Origin of the sequence: Paenibacillus solani, assembly GCF_001277345.1 — a bacterium.
Lineage (GTDB): Bacteria > Bacillota > Bacilli > Paenibacillales > Paenibacillaceae > Paenibacillus_AQ > Paenibacillus_AQ solani.
Genome location: NZ_LIUT01000001.1, coordinates 708,773 through 729,994, shown reverse-complemented (window position 1 = coordinate 729,994; position 21,222 = coordinate 708,773). Strand labels below are relative to the sequence as shown.

Below are 21,222 nucleotides of genomic sequence, written 5' to 3'. Positions count from 1 at the left end.
TTCTATATAAAATGGAACCCGCCCTTGTCAAAACGTGCAGGTTCCCTCACGAATGTTTTCCTATCATTATGACGCTTGTGACGTTATACGTCAACACATGACCATTCTTACACTAATAGTATGCCCGCTTACAGCCCAGAGACATTAAAACTTAGCACAAATTGTATATTTCGGCGGACTGTTAAAATTATAGTTGAAAAAACGAACATTTGTATTTAATCTAGTAAAGATCGTACGCGAACGGTCCTATATATAAAGTCCTAAGAGGAGTGAATTGGTTTGCAACGTGAAATTCAAGTTGATGAAAAACTACCGTGGGGCCCCGGGTTCCTTCTGAGCCTGCAGCATTTGTTCGCCATGTTCGGAAGCACGGTGCTTGTACCCAACTTGTTCGGTGTGGATCCTGGCATGATCCTGCTGATGAACGGTATTGGTACACTGCTTTACATTCTATTATGTAAAGGCAAAATTCCAGCCTACCTCGGTTCTAGCTTTGCCTTTATAGCGCCGGTTCTGATCGTACTGGCCGAAGATCCGGATGCCAACTACAGCAAGGCTCTGGGGGCTTTTATCGTAACAGGGATCATCTTCTGTGTGGTTGGTCTCATTGTTAAGTATGCAGGTACCAAATGGATCGACTTCGTATTCCCTCCTGCTGTGATGGGTGCCATCATTGCCATGATCGGACTTGAACTAGTACCCGTTGCAGCAGGCATGGCAGGATTTTTGCCGGAGGAAGGACAATCTATTGATCCAAAAATCATTACCATCTCACTCGTAACGCTCGGGGTCACGGTATTAGGGTCCGTCCTGTTCCGCGGCTTTGCCAAAATCATTCACATCCTGATCGGGATCGCTGTCGGCTATGGCCTCTCCTTTGCTCTTGGCGTGGTAGACACTGAGAAAATCGCCAATGCGAAGTTTCTATCGGCTCCGGAGCTGACAACCCCGGTTTTTGATAGCGGAGCGATTTGGACTATCATTCCAGTTGCGATCGTCGTTATCGTCGAGCATATCGGTCACTTGCTCGTTACAAGCAATATTGTGGGCAAAGACCTATCTAAAGATCCGGGACTACACCGCTCCCTGCTTGGTAACGGTATCTCCACTATCCTGTCCGGATTTGTAGGCTCCACCCCGAATACTACGTACGGTGAGAACATTGGTGTCATGGCGCTCACGAAGGTGTATTCCGTATTTGTTATCGGAGGCGCGGCTGTCATTGCGATCGTCCTTTCCTTCTCGGGCACATTCTCCGCAGTCGTTGCTAATATTCCCGTACCGGTAATGGGCGGTGTCTCTCTCTTGCTGTTCGGGGTAATCGCAGCTTCCGGTCTTCGGATCTTTGTTGAGCAGAAGGTGGATTTCTCCAAGGCAAGCAACATGATTTTGGCTACGTTGGTACTCGTAACCGGAATTAGCGGCGTTACTTTGAAATTTGGTACTGTTGAGCTGAAGGGAATGGCCCTCGCTACCATCGTAGGTGTGCTAATGGCCCTTCTCTTTAAAGTCTTTGAACTTACTGGTCTTTCCAATGAAAAGAACAATGAACCACTGGTGGAGAAAACCCCCGATTGATGTTGATCCAAACAATCTATGGCTAATCGAAGAACGCCCTGAGCAAGCTGCTCAGGGCGTTCTATTATTTCCCGGGAAAATCATTATGTTGTTTACTCGTACTGCATAAGCGTGAATACATCGATTCCATCCAGCTTGGAACGCCCATTCAAGTCTGCAAGCTCAATCATGAATGCTGCTCCAACCACATTGCCGCCCAATTGACGGATAAGATTAACCGAAGTCGCAATCGTCCCGCCTGTTGCAAGAAGATCATCTGCAATCAGAACATTTTGCCCCTTCTCGATCGCGTCAGTATGCATCGCCAAGCGGTCTTTTCCATATTCGAGATCATATCCCACTTCAATCGTTTCATAAGGGAGCTTACCGCTTTTACGAATAGGCGCGAATCCTACCCCAAGGGCGTAAGCCAGCGGTGCACCCACAACAAATCCACGCGCTTCGGGACCAGCTATCACATCAATTTTGAGATCGGATACCAAGGTTTTCAGTTCCTCGATGGCTTTGCGATACACCTCACCATTTTTCAGCAGCGTGGTGATATCTTTGAAGCTGATCCCTTCTTGCGGAAAATCGGGAATGACACGAATATATTCTTTAAAATCCAAAATAATCTCCTCCTGTATAGTTGGGGCTTAAGATACGCCTTTTGTTCGAGACATCAACCACTCGGTTAATTGTTCCGTACCTGCATGCAGCAAATGCTGCTCCATATCGGCTAAATCATTTAGTTCTCTAAAATGACGGGAAGCGTCCAGCGGTTTCTTCTCCGGCTTCGATATAAACGTAATCATTCCATCGGCACGCTGAATGAATGCCAGCTCTTCAAACACATCAAGCACTTTGAACAGCATGCGTGAAGACAACGAGGTCTGCTTCTGCAAACGGGTTATTACCTCGTTCTCAGCCATGGGAGCGTTAGTCAATCGAGCGAGTGAAACATACAGCTTTTTAAACTGTTCCCGGTTAGGAATTTGCAGTCGTTCGCGAAGGTTCCGTGTCGGATGCAGCATAAATATATTGGGAACGGAATGAAAGGCTGACATCAAGGCTTCCAATTGCTCAGCCGTCTCCGGTACGTCGAGTACGAACAAAACGGAAATGTCTTGTTGACTGCTCTTTGCAGCTTCATTCTCCGGCATAATGCCAGCATTCCTATCATATACCCAAAGGCACATATCATACAATTGACTTTTTATGTCCGGATGTGAATCTTTTGCGTATACCACAGCTGCTCGGACAGCCGGGCAACGCAGATGGGGCTCCAAATCCGCTACCCATCTCCGGATTTCCTGAATCGGCTCTTGAATTCCGCGGTAATCAAACACCTGTTGATAGGGGGCAGAAATGTCTTGAATCATGAGCTGCGCTTTACGGCTCCCGTTCCACTCATTAACAGAAAGCTCTCCAAGGACATCTACCGCCGTGCCTGCCGGCAAAATATCAGCCAGATGTCCGCAACCAAACGATATCGCATCGATAACCTCCCGCTTCTGCTGCAAGCGGAGCTTTAGATGCTTCCCCTCTTTGCCGATTTTGCGCACGTCCTTAATGACCGCATTCCGGAAGATAATCTTTGGCACGGCATTCTCCATGCCAAATGGGCTCAACTGCTCAATCTGATCAATAATCGATAACGATACATCTGAAATACTGGCTTCCAAATCAGCTTCACAAACGGCAATCAGATGCTCTTCTTTAAGAGCTTTCTCAGCATAGCGAATAAGTCCACGCTCAAAATCTTCAAGACGATCCCGATGGAGGCTCATGCCCGCTGCAGAGGGATGACCACCAAAGTGTTCCATGGACTCCTTACAGGAGAGCAAAGCAGCATAAATATCAAATCCGGGAATCGACCGGGCCGAGCCTTTGCAATTCCCGCTCTCAGGATCTATTCCGAGAATCACGACAGGTCTATAGAATCGCTCCAGTATTTTGGAAGCCACGATGCCGACCACACCGACATTCCAGCCTTCACCGGCCAAAACAATGACAGGCGGGATTTCCTGTCCTCTCCATCGATTTTGAACCATCCCAAGCGCTTCCTGAACGATCGTTTCAACAACTTGCTGCCGCTCCTTGTTCAGTCCGTCCAATTCCCATGCGAGGCGCTCTGCTTCTTCCCTGTGCTCTGTTGTGAGAAGTGTAACGGCGCGGCCAGCATGATCCAGCCGCCCACTGGCGTTAATCCTCGGTGCCATTGAGAATGCTACATTAACAGCCGTGACCTGTTCCACGTGGATTCCGGAAACCTCGAGCAAACATCGAATGCCCTCATAACGGGTATTTCGCATCGATTCGATGCCGTGCTTCACAAGCACCCGGTTCTCTCCCGTGAGCGGCATCAAGTCTGCAATGGTTCCAATGGATACAATCTGAAGCCACTCTTCTGGCGGTTCTTCTACGAGCGCCTGTGCCAGCTTGTAAGCGACGCCTACACCTGCCAATCCTTTAAAAGGATATGGACATGTGGGGATTTTGGGGTTGATCAGCGCATAGGCCTCAGGCAGCACCTCAGGCGGTTCATGGTGATCCGTAACGATGACGTCAATCCCAAGGCTGTTGGCATATGCTATTTGTTCAACTGCGCTAATCCCGGTATCTACAGTGATCACCAGACTGACCCCTTGCTGATGGGCCCAATCCAGCGCGTGATTATGTAGACCATAACCTTCATTGGATCGGTGAGGGATATATATGTCATAAGATGCGCCCAAATAACGCATCAGATGAATCATTAACGATGTACTGGAAACTCCGTCGGCATCGTAATCCCCATAGATCAGAATATGCTCCCGATCCTCCAGCGCTTTCCGGATCCGCGGCACAGCCTCTTGCATCCCTTGCATGAGATAAGGGTCATGCGTCAATTCAAGCGTTCCATATAGAAATTCGCGTCCATCCACGGCTGATTGTATCCCCCGTGATGCCATAAGTGAAGCCACAATGGGTGGCAAAGATAGTTCCTCGGCCAGCTGTCCGGTGATTGATGATTCTGCCGAGCGTATTCTCCATTTATATTTGGAATACAGCACAGGGATTCACCTTCCTTTTCCTGCCTATTACCTGCTGTCTTTACATTTTGACTGGTTTACATTTACTGCCGAAGCGTAGGTACATCATTATCCATCAAATCATAGTTCGATTTATACGGGTAACCCGGTTCATAGGGAACGACTGTCACCTTGGCATCCGCAACCTGATTAAAACGATGGATTAACAATTTTCGGATTCGATCGGCAATTTCTTGAGCCTCCAATATGGAAGTACGCGGATTCACAGTGACTTTTACTTCCAGGTTCACCTGACGGAGCTGTCCGTATTCCTGAGCCCTCAATTCTTCCACCGTAATTACACCATGCACCCGTTGTATCGTATCCATAAATTCAGCTTCATGCTCATGCTGCTGCTTCTCTTCCGCAACCGTTCCATACACCGAATGAATAATTAAAATATACCCCTTTCGAATCACAAGAGCTGCAACAATGAGAGCCGCAATTGGATCCATATAGAGCAGCGGCTGCCAATCCCAATAAGGACCTCCCATGGATAATGAGACTCCGATCAATACTGTAAGCGAACAATATAAAGCAAATCGATGATCCGCGGACAATACCTCATACCGTGGGTCGTTGTTTCGTTTTATATGCCAGATTTGGTACTGAAACACCGCCTCATTGACCGCTAGCGAAATGAAGACTGCAACCAGAGCGGATTTAGTAGGCGCTACCACATTACCTGATGCCATGTTCTGTATAGAAGACACCGCAATCTGAATGCCTCCCACGATAAATAAAACGGCAAACAATATGGAGATCATCGGTTCTGTCGTCTCTGTCGCGCTTCGCTTGTCTCGAATGGAAGTTTTATTGCCAGTCATATTAAAACTAGGCAGTCGATCCACCAACAAAGTTACCGCATTTGCTGCCGAATGCAGAGCATCCCCTATAAGAGCCTTACTGCCTGATAAGTAACCCACGACCCCTTTACATAAAGCTAATGCAAAATCAGTTACAATGCCTGCCCAGAGAACAGACTCCGTATGATTCAATCGTTCATTGTTCACTTGAGGCCCCCCTCAATGTCACTATCGAACCTGCCTCTTATCATGCTGCCTAACTTTAGAAAGCCGCGTCGCCTGGACGCGGCTTTCTTCTTGTATAGGATCTGTCCGATATCTAAACTACAGCGGTGATTGCGATTAATTTAAATCTCAATCTTGTCCTTGTTCGGCTTCGGTGCATTCGGTTTATTGTTATTGTTGATATTGCGACCTTTAAATAGGAGCCACAATGGACTCGCAATAAATATCGAAGAATACGCACCAATGACCAGCCCGATACAAATTGCGAGCGAGAACATTTGAATTGATTCCCCGCCAAGCAGTAACAGGAACAGTGCTGCAATAAATACAGATAGTGCCGTATAAATCGAACGGCCGATTGTCTGGGATAAACTTTTATTAACCAGATCCTTCAGATCCGAAAATCTCTTGATCTTGGTGAACCTCAAGTTCTCCCGAATTCGGTCAAAGATAACTATAGTATCGTTAATAGAATATCCGATAACCGTCAGAACGGCGATAATAAAGGTTAGGTCTACCTCCAGATCCAGGATGGAGAATACGCTGACCACAACGAATGCATCATGCAGGAGCGCTATCGTTGCTGCGATCGCAAACCGCCATTCAAAACGGATGCTGACATAAATAATAATCCCGATACAGGAAATTAGCACGGCATATATCGCGTTTCTCCCCAGCTCTTTGGCCATCTCGGGATCAACCGTATTGACCTCGAATGTTGCCGTATCATCTAGCTTCTCAATGCCTGAACGGAGCTTTAAATCCTGTTCCTCTGTCAGCACATCGCTGAATCTGATATTCACACGGTCAATACCGGGAGTAATTCCCGCATGTTCATCGATTCCTGCTTCTTTTAATACGCTACTGATTTGCTCACTCGTCAGCGTTTTGGAAAGCGAGATATCCACGTTCGATCCAGACTGGAAATCAACCCCATAGTTCAGTCCGCGAGTCAACAGAAATACCAAGCCCAATATCGTGATGACAATAGAGAAAATATAGAAAATTTTGCTTTTGCCTACGTAATCAAAGTTCTTAAAGCTCACGAATGTCACGCTCCTTTACGCCATATTGGCTCGGTTTGCGGGCCCAACCAATATTCACAAGTTGATTGAGCAAGAAACGGGAGAAATAAACGTTCGTGGCAATACTTAAGATGATCTCCAAGATCAATACAAGCGCAAAACCTTTAACCGCGCCGGTACCGAATCCGAACATAACAGCGGCAACGAGTATCGTTGTCAAGTTGGAGTCCATAATGGCTCGCAAGGATGATTTACCGCCTGATTTCACCGCTGATGGAACGCTCTTGCCTGTCTTGATCTCTTCCCGAATGCGTTCATAGGTGATGATGTTGGCATCAACCGCCATACCAATACCTAATATAAGTGCCGCAATACCTGGAAGTGTCAGCGTAAAGTCAGCCCATACGAATATCAGAATCAGCAGCCAGGTGTGCAATATAAGTGCGAAGCTTGCCAGCAAGCCCGGTACGCGATATCGAATAATCATAAACAACAGGATCGCAACGGATGCGATTAGACCTGCTTCTACCGTTTTTGTGAGAGATTTCATGCCAAGCGTAGCGCCTACGCTCTGTGAGTATTTCTCTACCAATTTCAACGGCAAGGCACCGAGATTAATCGTATCCCGGATCTGCTTCGCTTCATCCAGCGAATAGCTTCCTGTAATTTGTGCGCTGCCGTCCGTCAGCACGCCTTGTACCGTTGGAGCTGATAACAGCTGGTCATCCATGAAGATAGCCAGCTCTTGACCGAGAAGACGCTTCGTAATTTCAGCAAACTTCCCTTTGTCCTTCACTTTAATATCTATCATAGGCCGACGAAGTTCATCGTACGCCACAGAAGCCCCATTCTCGACAAAATCATCGCCGCGGAGCTCGATTTTACAAAACTCCTCGCCTTCTTTACAGCCGTCATTGCTTCGGAAAGTGAGGTTCGCGGGTTCTTTCATCGTTTTGCGAACTTCGGCCTCATCCGTTACGCCTGCTACTTTCAAGCGAATCCGGTTCGTTCCTTCCGGTGTAACTTCAGGTTCTGATGTTCCCATCGCATCCGCCCGCTTCTGCAAGCTCTTTGCGGTTTCCTGAAGTGCATCTTTCGTCACTTGCTGTCCTTCCATTATAGGTGAGGCTTCATAAAGGATTTCAAATCCACCCTTAAGATCCAAACCTAGACGAACGTCTTTCAGCAAGCCTGGAGTTGTAACGGCCATTAAAATAGTGATCACGAGCACGGTTCCTACGAAACTGATAATTCTTTTCATGCCGTCCCTTGTTCCCCCTTTTTACTCAATATTCCTATTATAGCGATGTCATAAAATCCAGTCAATTTATCAAAATTTGTCGGTCTTATGAAAAATCTCTTCTTCCGCAAGGCAAAAGGGACCTCTTCGATTATTCGAAAGAAGATCCCTTATATGCTGATATTGTCATATAGTTCATCAGAGCCATTGCCTTCAGTGATAGAACGTCATTGACCAGTTTGTGGAGAGAGGGGATGCCTTCCTTCTCATACTTGCTGCTGACACAGTTCCAAATATCGTCACTTGTTACATGTTCGTACCCGATTAATTTCATCTCCTCCACTTTGCTCAAGCATACCAATTCGATGGTGTTCATCAATTCTTCTTCACTCATTTGCTCGAGTTCCATGCTTGCGGCCTCCTCTACTTGACTCCCTGTTGTACTAAAGAAACATTCGACATTCTGCTTCTCTTTCCTTCTATTCCTAACACGTCCACAAAAAAAAGTAAAGTCATCAGATGGGACAGGTAGGGCATATCCATAAGAGAAGCCATATCATGTTCAAGCATATTCAGTCTTAACCAGGGAGTGGGATGGAGAGTGAACAAGCAATCATTTATCAAAGGAACGCTGATCTTACTTGCAGCCGGCATATTAAACCGCCTACTCGGTTTTATTCCGCGAATCGCCCTGCCTCGGATTATCGGCCCGGAGGGTGTTGGAATTTACCAACTGGGATACCCGTTTTTTATCGTGCTTGTGACCATCATTACCGGAGGAATTCCGCTTGCTATCGCCAAAATGGTTGCAGAAGCAGAGGGAGCCGGTAAACCAGATGCATCCAAGAAAATATTGCAGGTCAGCCTGTTACTTACAGTAACGGCAGGAGCCCTCTTTACAGGATTTAGCCTATGGCTCGCCCCCTGGGTAACCAAGGTCTTGCTGCCGGACGAGCGTGTCTACCAAACCTTTATCAGCATGACGCCCATGATCATCATTATTGCCGTTTCTTCTGTCTACCGGGGATATTTTCAAGGGAAACAAAATATGATTCCTTCTGCCAGTTCTTCCGTTATCGAGACAATCGTCCGAATCGTATGTATGCTCTGGTTCGCACATCTTTTAATGCCTAAAGGAATCGCTTACGGAGCAGCAGGAGCGATGCTTGGGACGGCCGTAGGAGAATTGATTGGCATGATTACACTCTTGCTGCAATATACGGGTGAAGGAAATAAAGGAGGCAAGCTGACACCTATACAACAACCCTTGAAGTCGGACAAATCCAAAGAAGAACCAACCACCTCGAACAACAGTATTCTGAAACGCTTATTCGGCATTGCCTTGCCTGTAACCGGGGGCAGGATGGTAGGTTCCTTCTCCTATCTGCTGGAGACCATTCTGACCAATCGAAGCTTGGCCCTTGCAGGTATAGCAACATCTGTGGCCACCGCCCAGTACGGGGCGCTGCAGGGCATGATTATCCCTCTCCTGCTCCTGCCCGGAGCATTGACGGTTTCGCTGGCCATTTCTCTTGTACCTTCGCTCTCGGAAGCAGCCGCACGCAATGACAGGACCACCATTCACAAAAGAATGAACCAATCCCTTCGGCTTGCCCTTGTTTCCGGTGCTCCGTTTGCCATTATTATGTTTGTGTTGGCCGAGCCGCTTTGTTTGCTGCTCTACGATAATGCAGAAATTAGCAGTATGCTCAAAATTATGGCACCCTTTGCCCTGTTTCTATACGTTCAGTCACCGCTTCAAGCTGCTCTGCAAGCACTCGACCGCCCTGGCCGGGCTTTATTGAATACGCTATTCGGAGCCATCATCAAAATGAGTCTCATCGTTTATCTGGCATCAAATCCTGCCTTTGGCATAAAAGGAGCTGTTATCGCTATCATCGTTAACAGCATTACGGTGACATTGCTGCATGGGTTCAGCTTGTCCAAACTCATCGGCTTCCGCTTCCGTCTGTTAGATTATGTCAAAATCGCCGCGGTAATGATCATTATGGGAGCTTTTGTCCTATACGGATACAACCATTTTCCATTCTCGTCCACGCCGTGGCTGCAATTTTGGATTTCCATCACAGTTGGCATCCTGATCTATTTCATCATGATTTTCATGACAAAGCTCGTAACGCCCCGGGATTTGGAGCGTGTTCCTGTTGTCGGCTCCTGGTTCAATCGATTTAACCGCCATTAGTCTCTGTCTTTACGGTCAATGTAAATACGCCCTTTGTGGTCGATCGAACATAAGAAGATATCTTTAAAATCCTTGGCCCCAGAAATCTGAATCTCGTTTTTAAGCCAGAAACGGGTTTTCTCAATGAGTTGAAGATTCTCATCCTGTACCTTTCCATCCAAAATAAGCGGAATGGGCAGTCCTTCGTACGTAATTTTATCGTAAGGTATATTAACGACCGTTGAATTTCCTGCTTCAGATTTAGATTGATATGAACCACCCGAAGAATGTTTAGAGCTTGGAGCAGTGGAAGAGCTTGAAGAACTAGTCGAATGCTCGGAATCATTGTCTGCTTCTTTTGGAATCACGGTGAGCTGGCCGGATGTTTCGAGAATTGCAAATTCCACGTCTGCCAAACTGTCGATGTCTTTACCCCGAAGCTGCTGCATCAGATCATCCAGATTGTATCGAAGCTTCGCCATTTCTTTGCGATGCAGCTTGCCCCGGGACACCAATACACTTGGCTTTCCGTCCGCAAACAGCCGAATAGTTCGATTTTTCAGACCGATGTAAGCAAGTCCTACCTGAATGGCAACCAGAATAGCGATAGGAGCAAGTCCCTCTAAAATCGGTTTTTTCACATCCTCAAGGACAAATACGGCGATCTCCGCAATCATGATGGATATAACTAAATCGAAGACGGACAGCTTCCCGATTTCCCGCTTGCCCATGATTCTCATGGTAACAAAGATGACCACATACATCAGAATGGTCCGCAAAATCAGAATAGTCATATGAGACAAAAACAATCCCTCCCTAGCTTACCTGACATTCTCATGTACAGCTATTCTGGCCCGCTGCTCCTCTTCCCATTCGATTACATTTGATTAATTAATGGTAATCCTGCAAAGTTCGCAGCAAAATGTTCCGTTTGTACTATATGCACAGGCTTGGCCATACAATTTAATAATCAAGATTCGTTAAGGAGGATGATTTATGGAACCGATCCGACAAGCATTCACTTTCAGGATCACCAATCCAATTCTTTCAGGACTTTTGTATTCTTTCTTTTGGATGTTTCTTGGCGCTTTAGCGTTGTCCCTGCTTTTATGGGGCAGCGGGCTGGCAGAGGATGATTTATCGTTCTACACGTTTCTAGTACATGCTGTCTCAGCCTTTTTCGGTGGCTGTGTAAGCGGGAAACGCGCCGGAAACAAGGGCTGGTATTACGGCTGCCTCACCGGCCTGATATATGGCATTACGCTGCTCGTCATTGGCTTTCTTGCCCTGGACAGCTCCTTGGCTCTTGGAGATATGACTCTGATTGCTACGGTTTTCGGAGCTGGGTCCATCGGGGGAATGTTCGGGGTTAACTTAAAAAAATAATTCTTAGGGAAATGATCCCCCTCTTGCTAAAACACAAAGGCTGACTCCCTTTAGGGAATCAGCCTTTGTGTTCGCGATTACATTCCATATGTAGGTGAAACGTAATTATGCATCCGCATTTACGCTATGGCTTATAGAGTTACGGTCGAATGTCAACTTCGTTACGTCATTCACTTTCAAAACCACGATGTCGTCAGTAATCTCTACGATCGTGCCGTGAAGACCTCCAATCGTAACTACTTTGTCGCCCTTTGCCAAGGCGCTAAGCATCGCGTTTCTGGTCTTCTGCTTCTTCTGCTGTGGACGGATAAGCAGAAAATAAAAGATGACAAACATCAGAACGAAAGGCAGAATCAATCCCAAAATGCCGCCTCCGCCTGGATTTGCGCCAGCTGCTAAATCAAATGAAGTTCCAAACATATCTTTCCCCCCTTTCACAATCTAATCATGATGATTATAACCTTGTTTTAAAACCCTTTTTTATTATCATGAAGGCCGTACTTATCAAAAAACTCATCGCGGAAATCAAGCAGACGGTCTTCCATAATACTTTGGCGCACATTCCGCATCAAATTCAACAAGAAATGAAGATTATGGTACGTTGTTAATCTTAGGCCAAACGTTTCGTCACTCTTGATCAAATGGCGCAGGTAAGCGCGTGAGTAGTTACGGCAAGTATAGCAGTCACATTCCGGATCCAGCGGTCCGTAATCCCTGGCATATTGAGCATTTCGAACGACAAGACGGCCTTGACTTGTCATCGTCGTCCCGTTGCGGGCAATCCGCGTCGGAAGCACGCAATCGAACATATCCACACCACGAATCGAGCCTTCAATCAACGCATCGGGTGATCCGACTCCCATCAAATAGCGCGGTTTGTTGTTCGGCAGCAGGGGCACGGTGTAATCCAGCACTTCATACATAAGCTGCTTCGATTCTCCCACACTAAGTCCACCAATAGCATAACCCGGGAAATCCATGGAAGTCAAATCACGAGCGCTCTGACGGCGTAAATCTTCATGCATGCCGCCCTGGACGATGGCGAACAAAGCTTGATCTTCCGGTCTGGCGTGACTCTTAAGGCAGCGTTCAGCCCAGCGAGAGGTCCGCTCAGTGGATTGTTTGACATATTCATACTCCGCCGGATAAGGCGGACATTCATCAAAGGCCATCATAATATCGGATCCGAGCGCGTTTTGAATTTCCATCGCAACTTCAGGAGAAATAAACAGTTTATCGCCGTTCAGATGGGAACGAAAATGTACGCCTTCCTCCGATATTTTTCTCATTTCTGCCAAACTGAATACCTGGAAGCCACCGCTATCGGTTAAGATCGGACGGTCCCAGTTCATGAATTTGTGCAGTCCGCCCGCTTCCTTGACGATGTCATGTCCCGGACGAAGGAATAGATGATACGTGTTGCTCAATATAATTTGGGCATCCATCGATTTAAGCTCTTCCGGGCTCATGGTTTTTACGGTGGCCAATGTTCCTACAGGCATAAATGTCGGCGTTTCGATCACGCCATGCGGTGTATGCACTCTACCGAGCCTGGCACCCGATTGTTTGCATGTTTTAATATGTTCATAAGTAACAGCTGCTGCCATTGTGATATCCAACCTCCGAGGTTTAATAGATAAACATCGCGTCGCCAAAGCTGAAGAACCGGTACTCCTTCTCAACAGCTTCCGCGTACGCCTTCATAATGTGTTCACGTCCAGCCAGCGCACTGACTAGCATAACCAGCGTGGACTTCGGTAAATGGAAATTCGTAATCAGTGCATCTACCACGGTAAACTTATATCCGGGATATATAAAGATGCTTGTCCAACCGCTACTCTCGCACAGAGGCTCGCCATTTCGCTCCGACCCAACCGTCTCCAGCGTTCTGCAGGAAGTAGTTCCTACGGCGATCACCCGCCCCCCGCGCCGCTTGGTTTCATTCAGCAGCTCTGCCGTCTCTTGAGATATAGAATAATACTCTTCATGCATGACGTGGTCCTCAACCTGGTCCACGGACATCGGGCGGAAAGTTCCCAGTCCCACATGCAGGGTTATGAAGGCAATGTCTACTCCCTTGGCACGGATCTGTTCCAGGAGAGTCTCCGTAAAGTGAAGACCTGCCGTCGGTGCTGCTGCCGACCCTTCATGCTTCGCATACACGGTCTGATAGCGATCGCGATCATCCAGCTTTTCCTTAATGTATGGAGGAAGGGGCATTTGACCGAGCTCATCCAGGATTTCTTGAAAAATCCCTTTATACGAAAAGGATAAGGTCCGTGCTCCCATTTCTCCTTCTTCCTCAATGACAGCTTTTAACTTCCCGTCTCCAAAGGAAATCACATTTCCTTTTTTTAATTTCTTGCCGGGCTTTACGAGTGCTTCCCAGCGATCCTGTCCCATACTTTTCAGCAACAGAACCTCTGCCTTGGCACCGGTATCTTCCTTCTCACCGAATAATCGGGCTGGTATAACTTTCGTATCGTTCAATACGAGCGTATCTCCCGGATTCAAGCAGTCTATAATATCTGCAAACGTCTGATGTCTTAGATGTCCGTTCTCTTTGTTAAGCGTGAGAAGTCTTGAGGAACTTCGATCCAGCAGTGGCGTCTGCGCAATTAATTGTTCAGGTAATTCAAAATCATACAAATCCACATTCATATCGGTCAGTCCTTCGTTATAATCGTGTCGCGGTAATAGTGTTGGAGTATTTGTTTGTAATCATACCCTTCGTCTGCCATCCCTTTGGCACCCCATTGTGACATGCCCAGTCCATGGCCGAAACCTCTGCCGGTAAATTTAAAACCGGATGAGTTTTCAACAACACGGGCTTTCCCCGTTCCATTCATCACAACGGTACCAGAACCTTTAACGCTCCCATTCCCGCTCCCTGAGATGACGGATACCGTTTGTCCGCTTGTAACCGTTGATACCGTACCATTCGCGCTCAATACAGTATAACTTCCGGTCGATTCAATATCAAACAATGTGCTCGGAAGACCGTTAAAAGCAGAACGGAACATATCGGGATATTTGACGTCAAGCCCTTGGCCGTTGGCTTTAACGGTTAGAACACGTCCAGACGGACCACGCTCCGTAACATCCAGCGTAGTTATGGAAGCGGGCAGGCTATTCGTGGTTTTCCCTTTGAGGGATGCCAGCAACTGCTCTGAAGTATAGGGCCCGCGAACCCAGTCATAGCTGTTGGATTCCGCCACTTTCTCAAGGACAACAGCCGTATCTCCGGGATTCATCTTGCCCACAGGCTCAACATTCGATTGGATCAGCGGCAGTGGGCGTACGTTGGTATCCTTGGCGGTTACCGTCATATAAGGAAGCCCAGCCGAAGTTTTGTTGCCGGTTTCCTTCACATTGTCCTCACGCACATAACCTGTATTGCCATTCGACAGAAGCACATGATACCAGGATTTAAGCGCTGCCTGAGATGAAGAATCTCCAGGGCTCTCCACCGCCGCAAACAGATCATTGCGGTTACCCCACACCTCTGTGGATTCCGCCGTCATCCCGCCGCTGTTGGACGCGAACACGGTTTCCACGATTTGGCCATTTTTCATGACCACTTCGCCCTCGGTTGCATCCACTGCTTGAATTATGCTCGGATACTCATAGGCTGTCCCATAGTATGCCTGACTTAGAGTGGTATCTACAACATGAGCTACTTCGAACTTATTACCTTGGAACAATGCATAACTGCGTGCTGCTACGGCCTGAGCCTTCAAAGCTTCGGCTCCCCATGATGCTGACATCTCCGCTCCGACGACAGAGTAAAGATACTCCTGAAACGGCAGTTCATTGACAAGATACAGTTGACCATTTTTCTGTCCGATTTCAAGAACACCCCGATAGGTTCGATCCGAACGTTCCTTAACATTCGTTGCGGCACCATTTCTCCCCTCAATCCGCAGGATGGATTGATCACCTGACAGCATATAATGCGCTGCACTCTGAGGATTGGCCAGGTTCAAACTTACATCGTTTCTTAGAATTAAACCTGGTGTATTCGCACTCAATTCAACCAGAGCACCGGATACCTGGGCAGCTTCGCTCTTGAGGGCAGCCAAATCAGCCGTGTTCGCTGCTTCACCTACCCACACTTCATAAGCGTTAGTCCCTCCATTCGGCACTATGACAGTGAATGCATCCAAGCCAGCATCTGCATACGGCTTCCGCACGGTTTCTGCCTCAACCTCTGATCCGTACGATCCGGCTGACAGATGAAGTCCTCCTTTTACAGAAGGAGTCTGACCATTCAGATAAGCAGATGCCGTTTTTGCTGCTCTGGCAGCCGCATCCCTAGCCGCTTTCTCAGATCCATACATACCGACATAAAGTTTATACACCTTGCCATCCGCAAACAGTATCGGCTTGTCACTCGTCGCTTGCAGTTTATTGGCGGCATCGGAAGCTGTTTTCCAATCTGTGGTTTCTAGTACCTTGACACGGTATGAATCCACACTCATGCGGGCCTGCTGGTTTGCAGGGATGCTCACAAGTGATTGCTGCGCACTCGGGGCAGATATCGACACTGCCAGCTCCTCCGCGGATTTGAGCGTAACTGCATTGGTTGTCGATTTATACTGGCTGCCCAGGTCCAAAAACATCGCAACTCGAATGCTATCTAATGCAGGAGCAGCCGCATGCACGGCCGGCGCACTCCATAAGCTTCCAGCAATCGCCAATGACAGAAGCCCCTTGGTGGTCCAGCAGAATAATGATTTTGTCCAGTTTCTGTCCATTTTACGTCGTTCCTCCTACGGGGTTAAAGTATGAATGAGTAATAATGACGAACTATCGACGATCCTCCGGAAAAGGAATGCCCAGATGTTGATAGGCTGTTGGCGTTACAACCCGTCCCCTCGGTGTGCGTTGCAAGAAACCGATCTGCAAGAGATAGGGTTCATAAACATCTTCAATCGTCTGACTTTCTTCTCCAATGGTTGCCGCTATCGTATCAAGTCCCACAGGACCTCCCCGGAAGCTGCTGATCATGGCATTCAGCATTTTGTGATCAATAAAATCCAGACCCATCGGATCGATTTGCAGCATCTTCAGCGCTTCCTGAGCGATGCTAGGCGTGATCATGCCGTCGCCTCGAACCTGGGCATAATCGCGCACCCGTTTTAAGAGACGGTTGGCAATCCGGGGAGTCCCCCGTGATCTCAGAGCAATCTCTTCTGCAGCCTCTCCCAAAACTTCAATCCCCAACAGATCGGCATTGCGTGACACAATGTAACTCAGCTCGTCCACCGTATAGAATTCCAGACGGCTTACCACACCAAAACGGTCCCTAAGCGGCGCTGAGAGCAAACCAGCACGTGTAGTGGCTCCGATTAAAGTAAACGGAGGCAGATCCAGACGAACTGAGCGTGCACTCGGCCCTTTTCCGATCATGATATCCAGCGCAAAATCCTCCATGGCCGGGTACATTACTTCCTCAACCGTTCGATGCAGCCGATGGATCTCGTCTATAAACAGGACATCTCCTTCCTGCAAATTAGTCAGAAGCGCGGCTAAATCTCCCGGACGTTCGATAGCCGGACCAGACGTTGTCCTCAAATTAACGCCAAGCTCATTGGCGATAATATTAGCCAGCGTCGTTTTGCCTAGTCCCGGAGGACCGTACAGCAGCACGTGATCGAGCGCCTCATTACGCATTTTTGCCGCTTCAATGTATACCTTGAGATTTTCCTTAACTTGATTCTGTCCTATATATTCAGCTAAATAACGTGGACGCAGGCTAAGCTCGACCGCTTGTTCATCCATCATCAGGTTAGCAGAAATAATTCGATCGTCCATCTATAAATCTCCTCTCTGCAGCGTTCCTCTAGCCGACAAACAGCTGCTGCAGTGCCCGTTTCATCAGTACATCGACAGATTCACCGCTTGCCGTCGAATTCTTAATCTTCAACCACACCTTATCCAGTTCACTGTCCGTATAACCGAGTGCCTTCAATCCCTCACGTGCCTCGGACCACGCCGAACCGCCATCCTCCGCTTCAGGTTCTTGGACAGCAAAAAGCCCTGTCATCATCGCTGCATCGCCGAATCCCTCCAGCTTATCCTTAAGGTCCAGGATCATCCGCTGCGCTGTCTTTTTACCGATGCCCGGAAGTTTGATTAAGAAGGATACATTCTCCTGATATATTGCGGAAACCACATGTTCCGGTGATCCTCCGCCCAATATGCCTAAAGCTACTCGCGGACCGATGCCCGAAACTTCAATCAGTTTACGAAACAATTTCTGCTCTTCCCGCGTTGGAAATCCAAACAGCAGGATAGCATCCTCACGAACATGATGATGGGTAAACACCGTAATGGTTCCCTCGGTTTTGGCAAAGGCATACGGATTCGGGCAGAACACCCGATATCCTACCCCTTGAACATCCAGTACAATATATTCACTCTCTAAGTGGACAACCTGTCCCCGTAAAAAATCGATCATTTTCGCAATACCTCATTTAACTTGGAATTAAGTGTATAGGAATGTGCGTGGCAGATTGCCACGGCCAGTGCATCCGCCACGTCGTCAGGTTTGGGAATGCTCTGCAGCTTCAGGAACATCCTGACCATTTCCTGTACCTGCTTCTTCTCCGCCTTGCCGTAACCAACAATGGCTTGCTTGACCTGCATAGGCGTGTACTCCGCAATAGGAAGCCCCTGCTGGACTGCCGCAAGGATAAGAACTCCTCTCGCCTGAGAAACGGACATTGCCGTGGTCACGTTACGATTAAAGAATAATTTCTCGAAAGCAACGGCATCAGGTTTATACTTATCAATAAGCTGCCTCATGCCTTCATACACATGATGAAGCCTCTCTTCATCGGGCGTATGAGCTTCCGTCTGAACACAGCCATACTGCACCGGTGTGACTTTACTTCCAACCTTATCTATAAACCCGAATCCGATGATCGCGATGCCCGGGTCGATTCCTAAAATGCGCAAACCAATCTCTCCTCTGATGAAGCGAACATATGTATCATTCTCTCATTATAACAAAAGATCGACCTCAATTGAGGAAAAACTTTGATCCTTTGCGGACAGTCGAATATCCCTTACCTTGAACCACCCTAAATAACTTATTCGAGCACAAAAAAACTGCCCGGATAATTCCGGGCAGCTCTGCATCTGTTTCCTACGAATTTTATGGAGTTGGTTTCATGACATTTTCAGCCATATCTCGTGCATAGTCACTAAAAGTCGATAAAACACTATTAAATTCGTCCATATCCTGGACTCGAATACCTTCCTCTAGCTGTTTGAGTACATCCTCTGGCAATGAGGACTCCATCGAACCGACATCCAGCTGGAAAAATGTCTTCATCACTTTCTCTTCTTCCGGCGGGCCATCAAATAGGGTTAGGTTACCGTTGGCATCCATGCTGATATAGGCTTGTCTCTTACAAGTCGGCGAAAGATCGACAACATTTTGCTCTAGCCAGACCTCGCCTTTTTTATCCAAGCGACCCTGCCATAAAGGATTTTTATTCATCAGTTCATAAATACCATCCGCCGTAAGCTTACCTAAATCTTGCTCTTCTACCCCACATACGTATGTGATCCGGACATGAACATGTTTCTTTCCTCTTGAGGCATTCAGCTTCTGCATGAATGCTCTTTGATCCTGCATTCGCTCTTTTTGTTTATGATCCTCGATTTGCAAATAATGCATCGTTTCTAAAGCCAAAGGTGTTTCATCGGATGCGGCTGTCAGCAGCTTCTTCGTCTGCTCTTTAATATTCTGAACGGACCACAACAAGGCGCACACAATCAGTACGATAGAACAAGACCAAATCGCACGTCTCCAGCGTCTCCAACGTTTTCTGAACAGTCTCTTGAAGAATTGAAAAACACTCAAGGCAATCCCCTTCTATTCAATGTTTTTCATATTGTGACCGAGACACTGCCAAATTATTCAGCCGTTCGATTTTGAAGGATGACATCTGTCTAAGATTTAACCAACAAAAAAGACTGCTCTCAAATGAATGAAAGCAGTCTTTCGTGAATCGGGATGACACGATTTGAACATGCGACCCCCTGGTCCCAAACCAGGTGCTCTACCAAGCTGAGCTACATCCCGTTAATAAATGCCGGTGAAGGGACTCGAACCCCCACGGTTTCCCTCACGATTTTGAGTCGCGCGCGTCTGCCAATTCCGCCACACCGGCACAGTCAAATCACATATATAGGCAAGTATACATTTTTAAAAAATGGCACGCCCTGAGAGATTCGAACTCCCGGCCTTTTGATTCGTAGTCAAACGCTCTATCCAGCTGAGCTAAGGGCGCATAATGGAGCGGACGACGGGAATCGAACCCGCGACCCTCGCCTTGGCAAGGCGATGCTCTACCGCTGAGCCACGTCCGCAAAATAATGCATATACCGTTTTTGAATTCTATTGGTAAAGATGGTGAGCCATGAAGGACTCGAACCTTCGACACCCTGATTAAAAGTCAGGTGCTCTACCAACTGAGCTAATGGCTCTTACTAAGTAATAAGAATAGTAGAACTCACGGGATACTCTCTCTTCGTTCGAGACTGCGAAGTCTATCCTAACGAAGACAATGCTTCGACGAACCCAATATGGGTTCTCATCCCTGAAGCTTGTAAAAATGGCGGAACTGACGGGATTCGAACCCGCGATCTCCTGCGTGACAGGCAGGCATGTTAGGCCTCTACACCACAGTTCCATGAGGCATTATCGCCTGAGCGATAGTAATTGGTTGCGGGGGCAGGATTTGAACCTACGACCTTCGGGTTATGAGCCCGACGAGCTACCGAACTGCTCCACCCCGCGTCATTAAAAGGTGTGTATATGGTGGAGGCTGAGGGGATCGAACCCCCGACCCTCTGCTTGTAAGGCAGATGCTCTCCCAGCTGAGCTAAGCCTCCATATCTGGGTTAAAGATAAAGTAAGTGGTGACCCGTAGGGGATACTCTCACTTCGTTCGAGACTGCGAAGTCTAAGCTTACGAAGTTGATGCTCCGACGAACCGTGGTGGTTCTCCTCCCCTGAAGCATTTAAAGTAAGTGGTGACCCGTAGGGGATTCGAACCCCTGTTACCTCCGTGAAAGGGAGGTGTCTTAACCCCTTGACCAACGGGCCGTATATAAAGTCCTTGCTGGCGGAGAGAGAGGGATTCGAACCCTCGAGACGCTTTTGGCGCCTACACGATTTCCAATCGTGCTCCTTCGGCCAACTCGGACACCTCTCCATAAGTGGCTCCCCGAACAGGACTCGAACCTGTGACAACTCGATTAACAGTCGAGTGCTCTACCAACTGAGCTATCAGGGAATATGTATCCGCTTGGCGACGTCCTACTCTCCCGGGACCCTGCGGTCCAAGTACCATCGGCGCTGGAAGGCTTAACGGTCGTGTTCGGGATGGGTACGCGTGGAACCCTTCCGCTATCGCCACCAAACGTATATTCAGGATCCGGCATAATGCCGTGACCATCCTCCTTGCAAGTACAGCTTGTACACTTACAATTCAGTTTTGATCACCTGAAAACTAGATACGAAACGTATTTGCGTTAAATTAGAATCCGTAGCATTCACCCGAAGTGGTATCGGGGTCCCCGAAAAGTAATCGGTGTTAGCTTCAAAGCTTCACTTCACTTTTTGGGGTGTTTTTTAGGATAAGCCCTCGACCGATTAGTATTGGTCAGCTCCATGCATTGCTGCACTTCCACCTCCAACCTATCTACC

At 47.7% G+C, this 21,222-nt stretch carries 18 protein-coding genes, 11 tRNA genes and 1 rRNA gene; 3 read left to right on the top strand and 27 right to left on the bottom strand.

The genetic code is table 11. The features are described 5' to 3' along the window. Nucleotides 1–279 precede the first annotated feature (279 nt). Nucleotides 280–1,578, top strand: coding sequence for a uracil permease (uraA, locus tag AM231_RS03205; protein WP_054401314.1), 1,299 nt, complete (start codon nucleotides 280–282; stop codon nucleotides 1,576–1,578). A gap of 92 nt (nucleotides 1,579–1,670) precedes the next feature. Here the strand turns inward: uraA and AM231_RS03200 are convergent, their stop codons facing one another. The 6 genes from AM231_RS03200 to AM231_RS03175 all read right to left on the bottom strand — a co-directional run bounded on the left by AM231_RS03200 (nucleotide 1,671) and on the right by AM231_RS03175 (nucleotide 8,336). After that, entirely contained in the window at nucleotides 1,671–2,186 is a 516-nt protein-coding gene (locus AM231_RS03200; protein ID WP_053489349.1) for an adenine phosphoribosyltransferase, read from the bottom strand. A gap of 27 nt (nucleotides 2,187–2,213) precedes the next feature. Beyond that, nucleotides 2,214–4,613, bottom strand: a complete 2,400-nt coding sequence (recJ, locus tag AM231_RS03195; protein ID WP_054401313.1) for a single-stranded-DNA-specific exonuclease RecJ — start codon at nucleotides 4,611–4,613, stop codon at nucleotides 2,214–2,216. 62 nt (nucleotides 4,614–4,675) lie between these two features. Then, nucleotides 4,676–5,644, bottom strand: a complete 969-nt coding sequence (locus tag AM231_RS03190; protein ID WP_054401312.1) for a cation diffusion facilitator family transporter — start codon at nucleotides 5,642–5,644, stop codon at nucleotides 4,676–4,678. A 140-nt stretch (nucleotides 5,645–5,784) separates the two neighbouring features. After that, on the bottom strand, nucleotides 5,785–6,708 hold the full coding sequence (gene secF, locus AM231_RS03185) for a protein translocase subunit SecF (protein ID WP_054401311.1): 924 nt from the start codon (nucleotides 6,706–6,708) through the stop codon (nucleotides 5,785–5,787). After that, the gene (secD, locus tag AM231_RS03180) at nucleotides 6,698–7,948 is read right to left on the bottom strand and encodes a protein translocase subunit SecD (protein WP_054401310.1); all 1,251 of its coding nucleotides are present in this window, start codon (nucleotides 7,946–7,948) and stop codon (nucleotides 6,698–6,700) included. Before secD ends, secF begins: the two co-directional genes overlap by 11 nt. Nucleotides 7,949–8,078: 130 nt before the next feature. Continuing rightward, entirely contained in the window at nucleotides 8,079–8,336 is a 258-nt protein-coding gene (locus AM231_RS03175; RefSeq protein WP_054401309.1) for a post-transcriptional regulator, read from the bottom strand. A gap of 192 nt (nucleotides 8,337–8,528) precedes the next feature. Between AM231_RS03175 and spoVB the strand changes: the two genes are divergently transcribed. Continuing rightward, nucleotides 8,529–10,130, top strand: a complete 1,602-nt coding sequence (spoVB, locus tag AM231_RS03170) for a stage V sporulation protein B (protein WP_054401308.1) — start codon at nucleotides 8,529–8,531, stop codon at nucleotides 10,128–10,130. On the opposite strand, the gene AM231_RS03165 is transcribed toward spoVB, so the two are convergent. Then, entirely contained in the window at nucleotides 10,127–10,912 is a 786-nt protein-coding gene (locus AM231_RS03165; protein WP_053489356.1) for a YetF domain-containing protein, read from the bottom strand. The genes spoVB and AM231_RS03165 overlap by 4 nt on opposite strands. A 193-nt stretch (nucleotides 10,913–11,105) precedes the next feature. Here AM231_RS03165 and AM231_RS03160 point away from each other — a divergent pair, with 193 nt between their 5' ends. Then, a complete protein-coding gene (locus tag AM231_RS03160; protein WP_054401307.1) occupies nucleotides 11,106–11,495 on the top strand; it encodes a TIGR04086 family membrane protein in 390 nt (129 codons plus the stop codon). A gap of 105 nt (nucleotides 11,496–11,600) precedes the next feature. Here AM231_RS03160 and yajC read toward each other — a convergent pair whose 3' ends face one another. From yajC to rrf, 20 genes are all read right to left on the bottom strand, one after another. Beyond that, entirely contained in the window at nucleotides 11,601–11,915 is a 315-nt protein-coding gene (yajC, locus tag AM231_RS03155; protein ID WP_054401306.1) for a preprotein translocase subunit YajC, read from the bottom strand. A gap of 47 nt (nucleotides 11,916–11,962) precedes the next feature. Continuing rightward, complete coding sequence (tgt, locus tag AM231_RS03150; protein ID WP_054401305.1) at nucleotides 11,963–13,102, bottom strand: tRNA guanosine(34) transglycosylase Tgt; 1,140 nt, start codon at nucleotides 13,100–13,102, stop codon at nucleotides 11,963–11,965. Nucleotides 13,103–13,124: 22 nt separating this feature from the next. Then, nucleotides 13,125–14,156, bottom strand: a complete 1,032-nt coding sequence (queA, locus tag AM231_RS03145; RefSeq protein WP_053489360.1) for a tRNA preQ1(34) S-adenosylmethionine ribosyltransferase-isomerase QueA — start codon at nucleotides 14,154–14,156, stop codon at nucleotides 13,125–13,127. 5 nt (nucleotides 14,157–14,161) lie between these two features. Then, a complete protein-coding gene (locus AM231_RS03140; protein WP_054401304.1) occupies nucleotides 14,162–16,252 on the bottom strand; it encodes a SpoIID/LytB domain-containing protein in 2,091 nt (696 codons plus the stop codon). A gap of 52 nt (nucleotides 16,253–16,304) precedes the next feature. Then, nucleotides 16,305–17,312 carry a Holliday junction branch migration DNA helicase RuvB gene (ruvB, locus tag AM231_RS03135; protein WP_054401303.1) on the bottom strand — a complete coding sequence of 336 codons (1,008 nt, stop codon included), beginning with the start codon at nucleotides 17,310–17,312 and terminating at the stop codon, nucleotides 16,305–16,307. Between the two features lie 28 nt (nucleotides 17,313–17,340). Beyond that, complete coding sequence (gene ruvA / locus AM231_RS03130; protein WP_053489363.1) at nucleotides 17,341–17,958, bottom strand: Holliday junction branch migration protein RuvA; 618 nt, start codon at nucleotides 17,956–17,958, stop codon at nucleotides 17,341–17,343. Further along, complete coding sequence (gene ruvC, locus AM231_RS03125) at nucleotides 17,955–18,458, bottom strand: crossover junction endodeoxyribonuclease RuvC (RefSeq protein WP_054401302.1); 504 nt, start codon at nucleotides 18,456–18,458, stop codon at nucleotides 17,955–17,957. The genes ruvA and ruvC overlap by 4 nt, the downstream gene beginning before the upstream one ends. A gap of 199 nt (nucleotides 18,459–18,657) precedes the next feature. After that, nucleotides 18,658–19,371: a BofC C-terminal domain-containing protein gene (locus AM231_RS03120; RefSeq protein WP_054401301.1), complete on the bottom strand. Its 714-nt coding sequence runs from the start codon at nucleotides 19,369–19,371 to the stop codon at nucleotides 18,658–18,660. 148 nt (nucleotides 19,372–19,519) lie between these two features. Then, nucleotides 19,520–19,593, bottom strand: a tRNA-Pro gene (locus AM231_RS03115). An 8-nt stretch (nucleotides 19,594–19,601) separates the two neighbouring features. Continuing rightward, a tRNA-Leu gene (locus AM231_RS03110) sits at nucleotides 19,602–19,681 on the bottom strand. 43 nt (nucleotides 19,682–19,724) lie between these two features. Beyond that, a tRNA-Arg gene (locus AM231_RS03105) sits at nucleotides 19,725–19,801 on the bottom strand. A 4-nt stretch (nucleotides 19,802–19,805) separates the two neighbouring features. Beyond that, a tRNA-Gly gene (locus tag AM231_RS03100) sits at nucleotides 19,806–19,880 on the bottom strand. 41 nt (nucleotides 19,881–19,921) lie between these two features. Next, nucleotides 19,922–19,997: transfer RNA gene (locus AM231_RS03095), tRNA-Lys, on the bottom strand. Nucleotides 19,998–20,126: 129 nt separating this feature from the next. Further along, nucleotides 20,127–20,203 (bottom strand) — tRNA-Asp (locus AM231_RS03090). A gap of 30 nt (nucleotides 20,204–20,233) precedes the next feature. Beyond that, a tRNA-Met gene (locus AM231_RS03085) sits at nucleotides 20,234–20,310 on the bottom strand. A gap of 19 nt (nucleotides 20,311–20,329) precedes the next feature. Then, nucleotides 20,330–20,405: transfer RNA gene (locus tag AM231_RS03080), tRNA-Val, on the bottom strand. Nucleotides 20,406–20,544: 139 nt separating this feature from the next. Further along, nucleotides 20,545–20,619: transfer RNA gene (locus AM231_RS03075), tRNA-Glu, on the bottom strand. 17 nt (nucleotides 20,620–20,636) lie between these two features. Next, a tRNA-Ser gene (locus AM231_RS03070) sits at nucleotides 20,637–20,728 on the bottom strand. Between the two features lie 5 nt (nucleotides 20,729–20,733). Beyond that, nucleotides 20,734–20,809 (bottom strand) — tRNA-Asn (locus tag AM231_RS03065). 10 nt (nucleotides 20,810–20,819) lie between these two features. Beyond that, nucleotides 20,820–20,936: ribosomal RNA gene (gene rrf / locus AM231_RS03060) — 5S ribosomal RNA — on the bottom strand. Between the last annotated feature and the right edge of the window lie 286 nt (nucleotides 20,937–21,222).

Coding starts and splice junctions, on each gene's coding strand:
- AM231_RS03160 (WP_054401307.1), top strand. CDS start 11,106: ATGGAACCGATCCGACAAGCATTCACTTTCAGGATCACCAATCCAATT.
- yajC (WP_054401306.1), bottom strand. CDS start 11,915: ATGTTTGGAACTTCATTTGATTTAGCAGCTGGCGCAAATCCAGGCGGA.
- secD (WP_054401310.1), bottom strand. CDS start 7,948: ATGAAAAGAATTATCAGTTTCGTAGGAACCGTGCTCGTGATCACTATT.
- AM231_RS03175 (WP_054401309.1), bottom strand. CDS start 8,336: ATGGAACTCGAGCAAATGAGTGAAGAAGAATTGATGAACACCATCGAA.
- ruvB (WP_054401303.1), bottom strand. CDS start 17,312: ATGGACGATCGAATTATTTCTGCTAACCTGATGATGGATGAACAAGCG.
- ruvA (WP_053489363.1), bottom strand. CDS start 17,958: ATGATCGATTTTTTACGGGGACAGGTTGTCCACTTAGAGAGTGAATAT.
- queA (WP_053489360.1), bottom strand. CDS start 14,156: ATGAATGTGGATTTGTATGATTTTGAATTACCTGAACAATTAATTGCG.
- tgt (WP_054401305.1), bottom strand. CDS start 13,102: ATGGCAGCAGCTGTTACTTATGAACATATTAAAACATGCAAACAATCG.
- AM231_RS03140 (WP_054401304.1), bottom strand. CDS start 16,252: ATGGACAGAAACTGGACAAAATCATTATTCTGCTGGACCACCAAGGGG.